1 protein-coding gene is annotated in these 4,657 nt (G+C 29.3%); it reads right to left on the reverse strand.

Going from position 1 to position 4,657, the window contains the following annotated elements; genetic code table 11:
• Positions 1–104: 104 nt before the first annotated feature.
• Positions 105–4,355 (reverse strand): hypothetical protein, encoded by a 4,251-nt coding sequence (locus IJI80_RS07400; protein ID WP_292788930.1) that lies wholly within the window; start codon positions 4,353–4,355, stop codon positions 105–107.
• Positions 4,356–4,657 lie beyond the last annotated feature (302 nt).

Raw genomic sequence — 4,657 nt, forward strand, 5'->3', positions numbered from 1 at the left:
AATAAAAAAATAAAAAAATAATAGTTTTAAAAAAAGAAAAAAACAAAAAGGAGTTAAAAAAATAACCCCCAAAAAACACAATTTTATAATTAATTCCATATGAATTAATTTTTCCTATATATAACAGAAAGTAAAACAATTGCTAAAATAAAGAAAATTAAAGGATTTCCAGTCTTCTTAGAAGAAATATCAATAGGATTATTATATTTCTTGACAAAAGAGTTTCCAGATTTATGATCCCCTGAATCAACATTGTTCCCTTCATCATCATGATTACTATAATTTTCATAATCATCTAAATCATAATCATACCAAGGGTATTCCTCATCAATATCATCATCCAAATCGTCGTCAGAATTATTGCTGTCCCCTTGGGTTTCATTTTGATCCGGATTTTCTGGTTCTTCTGATGGAACAACATCAATCTCCGCAGAATCTAAATTATTTGACTCATTAATATCTAAAGTTAAGGACCTTGCACTCGCCTTATTTACCACAGAACCTTCTTCCAATGCCTTAGTAGAGATAATCAGCAAGGCAGATTCATTGCTTTTTAAATCTCCAATTTTCCAAACTAGGCCTGTAATATTTCCATTTTCATCTGTATTATTTTCCAATTCTCCTTTATCTGATTCATGAATGATATATTCCAAAGCTTCAGGAAAATCATTAAAGACATTAACATCACTAGCATTGTCTGGACCATTATTAGTGATATTGATTATCCAATTAATAATTTCACCCACAGTTGTAGGATTATTGTCTGGAATGATTGTAATTGCCAAATCACATATAGGATTTATGGATAACTTATCAGAATCGTAATTATTGTCATAATTTAACTCAAGAGTATTGCAAGAGGCATTTCCTTCAAGTAAAATGGTTTTATTTGAATCTTCAATTTTTGTAGTTATTCTTAAGGAAACGCTCTCACCACTAGATAAATCTCCAATAACCCAAATTAAATTATCCTTATCAATGGATTCAGAAGAATCTAAAAAAGTGCCTAAAGACTCTAAATCAGATAATGAAACAATCACATTTGATGCATCATCTGGACCATCATTAGAAACCATAACAATCCATTCGACGATATCATCCTTATTAGCAGGATTTTCAGATGCATTCACTTTAGTTATCAAATCACATAACGGAAGGACATTTACCAAATCAGAATCAAGATTATTAGACTCAATAGGATCAAAGGTATCAGAACTGACATTGGCATTAAGGATTATTTCATCATTGGAAGAATTTGCCTTAGTTGAAATTACAAAACTGATCTCTTCATCTACTAATAAACTATTAATTTCCCATGTTAAACTTGTCTGATTGAATGAATCATCAGAACTGTTTAAATAAATTAAATCAGAATCAAAAGAGTCTAAAGAAACAATTACTTTGCTGGCATTATTTGGACCATTGTTCTTAACAGTCACTGTCCAATTAACGATATCCCCATAACTCACTATATCTTCAGAAGCTTTAATGTCAATAGCTAAATCTGACATGAGCACCCTTATGGTTTTATTATTAAAGTTATTTGAAAGGTTTGAATCATCTTCAATAGCTGAAACATTTACTGGAAAATCAATGATTCCTGTTTTATTGGTTTTAGCATTGATAATTAAAGTTTGATTTTCACCAATATCCAAGCTTCCAATATCCCAAATGCCAGTTTCAATATCATAAGTGCCTATTGATGGTGTAGAAGATATGTAGACCAATCCCTCAGGGATAAGAGCACTGATATTTACTCCGCTTGCATTATTTGGACCATTATTGCTAACTTTTATTGTATATTTAACAGTTTTGTTAAAATCCACATTCACTCTGCTAGATCCAATATTAATTGCTAAATCTACAATTGGAACTATCTCAAATTGATTGCCTCCATCAATCTCCTTGTAATAATCATCTTCAAAATGCTTTGCATAAAGAACGTATTTACCTTTTTCCAGAGGCTCATCTATATAATCACTTAAATTAAATGAAATATCCCCTAAAATTCCTGTGGTAAATGTTTTATTTAATATAATATCTTTATTAGAAATTGATTCATCTCCAATTGAATTTGAAGATAGACCATTTATTCCTACACCATTATCTTGAGAATCTTTATAGATCACTACATTAACCAACTGATTATCTTCTCTATCATCCTGATACAACAAGCTTCCATCATTGCTATTTTCTGCACCATCAACAGGATGCAACTCTTCCAGCCCTGTAAACCTTGGACCTTTTGAAGATACATAACTGACATTAAAAAAGTAAATCTCATCCATTGAAGCAGTATTATAGATTGCATTTGCAATATTATTGCCTCCTACTAACGTCAAATCAATTAAAATGTCGCTTTCGTTAAAATAACTTAGAGATGGGTTTACACTTGAAGCTAAAATATATGACCATGCTTGATTTCTATCAAAATTGGTATTAGATAAAGACATATTCAATCCATCGGTATAAATAGCAGATCCATTTCGTGCAGTGTTGTAATTGAAGATTGAAGAATCAATAGCATTATTATCTCCTTTAATATAAACTGCACCACCTAAACCACTATATTCATCTAAACTTTTTGGAATTGCATTATTATTTAAAAAATTTGATAAAATCAATTGAGCATTAGATCCATTAATATAAATTGCACCACCTTTGGCAGTGACATTATTAGATGAAAAATTGCTTAGAATCAATGTGGCGTTTAATCCTTCAACATATAATCCTGCACCAGATTCACCAAGATTTTTTTCAAAAATGCTGTCATAAACATAAGCGTTTATCCCTTTTATATAGACAGAACCATTTTTTACATTGTGATTAGTGAAATTTGAACTAAATAAATTAGCATTAGATCCCATAATATAAACTGCAGCACCATAATCTGCTATATTATTATTGAAACTTGAATTTAAAACAGATACATAAGTTCCATTAATCAATATTCCAGCTCCAACAGTTTTTGCAAAATTATTTTGGAATGTTGAGTTTATGATTAAAGCATCATTTCCCATAATAAAAACAGCTCCACCTTCACTTTCATTCGCCTTATTTTCTTCAAAAATAGAATTAGTCACTTTCACATTATGTCCTTTAATTTGAATAGCTCCACCCATTGGTGCAGAGTTGTTTATAAAAGTACAATTTGTAATATTCACACTAATGTAATCACCATTGAATCCAGTGCTTATAGCACCTCCATATTCACCAGCACGATTATTTATAAAAGTGCAATTGAATAATTCGCCATCACTATGCAATGTAGTTGCTCCTCCAACCTTATTGCAGTAATTGTTTATGAAATTAGAATTGCTGACCTTTATTCCAGGACGGAAGCATAAAGCTCCTGCATGGGTATCATTAGCATTTGTGATAACTGTATTGTTAATAAAATTACAGTTGATAACATAACCTTCATTAGTTTGATTATCAGAACATCCAATTTGCAATGCGCCCCCATAACCTTGAATGCCTTCATGATTTTCAAGAGTATTGTTAATGAAATTACAGTTCCTTACAGTAGATTTATTTGCTCTGACAAATACGTTGGAACCCTCTTTATAGATTCCATCTGTAAAATTACTGTTCTCAAGCAAGAAACCCACACCTGCAGGAGAAACATATAAACTTGCACTATTATTCCAGAAATTACAATTAGAAATGGATGTATCATTACCATTTAAATAAACTGCATTGCCTAAAGCATTGATAAAATTACAGTTAGATAAATGAACATCATTGCTTTTAATGAAAAATATAAAGGATAATCCTTTTCCATCTAAAGTTGCCATATTGGAATTGGAACCTCCATTAATACTAATGGCTTTACTTATTGAGATTTGAGTCCCATTTCCAACAAATGTTTTCCCCTCCAGATTAATTGTATCTCCAACTCTTGCATTGTCAATTAAGATCTGCAAATCTTCAAAACTAGATGAACTAGCTTTAAGAGCTTCATCATTTGATTCATCATTGGACCTATCTAAATTACTAGACATACCATTTGAATTAATAGAACTAAGACTAGATTTAAGAGATTTCTCATCTGAGTTAATAGAATCCAAATCAGAAATAGAGTAAATATTATCGTCAATAGAATTTTCCTGATTTGAATTGGATAACCCATTCACAGAATCTACACAATCTTTATCTTCACTATAAATTCCTAAATTATCATTGTTTTCATTTAAATTTGTTATGGAAGATTCAGACTGTGATATTGATGCCGCTTGATTAGAATCATCATTGATTAATTCTCCATTCAAATCAGCAGCACTAACAGCAGAAAATGTTATAAAAACACAGAGAATCATACAAATTAAATATATTAATTTTAATTTCACTGTCATAACACCTCATAAAATTTAGAAGAAAAAACAAGCTAAAATAAATAAATCATTGAGCAAAATTTTTTCTTCAAAAATAGTTTTGAACTAATCATTTATAAATTAGACAGTTTTTTGAGCTTTAAAATTAAATTTAAATATTAATATTGCTTTAATATTAAAACAAAATAACTAAATAGTTTTATATTACAAATAAATTAAAATTTGATAAATAAATTAAAATTTGATAAATAAATTAAAATTTAATAAATAAATTAAAATTTAATAAATAACTTAAAATTTGATAAATAAATTAAAATTGCATA

This window comes from Methanobrevibacter sp., from assembly GCF_017432245.1.
In the GTDB taxonomy this organism is placed as follows: domain Archaea; phylum Methanobacteriota; class Methanobacteria; order Methanobacteriales; family Methanobacteriaceae; genus Methanobrevibacter.

Bases quoted from the DNA above. Each gene is read 5' to 3' on its own strand.
- IJI80_RS07400 (WP_292788930.1), bottom strand. From the start codon at position 4,355: ATGACAGTGAAATTAAAATTAATATATTTAATTTGTATGATTCTCTGT.